Here is a 1,281-nt window from a genome sequence, read left to right as displayed (position 1 = left end):
GCCATCGGCGGGATCTTCGGTGTGAAACGACCAAGTCACGCACTGAATGAGAACCACCGATGGCCTTGTCCCAGTCTGCCCTGTCCGAGTTGCTCGACGCGTTTCGCGCCGGCGATGGCGTCGACATGATCCGTGAGTCGGTGCGCACCGTGCTCCAAGAGCTCCTCGAGTTCGAAGCCGCGGGCGTGATCGGCGCCGAGCGTTACGAGCGCACCGAGGACCGCGTCACCGAACGCAACGGCACCCGACCCAAGCTGCTGGCCACCAAGGCCGGCGACGTCGAGCTGCGGATCCCCAAGCTCCGTAAGGGCTCGTTCTTCCCCTCCATCCTCGAGCCCCGCCGTCGCATCGACCAGGCGCTGTACGCGGTGGTGATGGAGGCCTACGTCCACGGGGTCTCCACCCGCAGCGTCGACGACCTGGTCGTCGCGTTGGGCGCCGACTCCGGGATCAGCAAGTCCGAGGTCTCTCGGATCTGTGAACAGCTCGACGAGTCGGTCGGCGCGTTCCGGACCAGGCCGCTGGACCACACCGCCTTCCCCTACGTCTACCTGGATGCGACCTACCTGCACGTCCGCAACAAGCCCGGCAAGGGCGGCCAGGTGGTCTCGATGGCGGTCGTGGTGGCCACCGGGATCGCCGCCGACGGCTCCCGAGAGGTCCTCGGCCTCGACGTCGGCGACAGCGAGGACGAGACATTCTGGCGCAGCTTCCTGCTCAGCCTCAAGCAGCGCGGCCTGGCCGGGGTGCAGCTGGTCATCTCCGATCAGCACTCCGGACTCGTGGCAGCGTTGAAGAGGTCCTTCCAAGGTGTCGCACACCAGCGGTGCCGGGTCCACTTCGCCCGCAACCTCTTGGCGCACGTGCCCAAGTCCCATGCCGACATGGTCGCCGCGGTGTTCCGCACGATCTTCGCCCAACCCGACCGCAAAGCAGTCAACGCGGCGTGGGACGAGGTCCGCGACCAGCTCGCCGGCTCGTTCCCCAAGGTAGGGCCACTGATGGACGACGCCAAGGCCGAGGTCCTGGCGTTCACCGGCTTCCCCAAGGCCCACTGGCGCAAGGTCTGGTCGACCAACCCGCTCGAGCGAGTCAACAAAGAGATCAAGCGCCGCTCTCGTGTCGTGGGGATCTTCCCCAACCCCGCCGCAGTGATCCGGCTCGTCGGCGCCGTGCTGATCGACATGCACGACGAGTGGATCGCCGGCGACCGCCGATACCTATCCGAGGAGTCCATGGCGCAGCTCAACACCACCATGGATACTGGTGATCACGCCGCCA

The 1,281-nt window shown here is 66.7% G+C and carries 1 protein-coding gene; it reads left to right on the top strand.

Annotated features, from left to right (window positions below; translation table 11 throughout):
• Positions 1 to 59 precede the first annotated feature (59 nt).
• A partial coding sequence (locus tag ACFPGP_RS23870) for an IS256 family transposase (protein WP_378594063.1) occupies positions 60 to 1,281 on the top strand: 1,222 nt, incomplete at its 3' end.

It is taken from the genome of Nocardioides taihuensis (assembly GCF_042657275.1).
GTDB lineage: Bacteria > Actinomycetota > Actinomycetes > Propionibacteriales > Nocardioidaceae > Nocardioides > Nocardioides taihuensis.
Note: the sequence above shows the minus strand (reverse complement) of the source record. Positions and strands in the feature narration are given on the sequence as shown.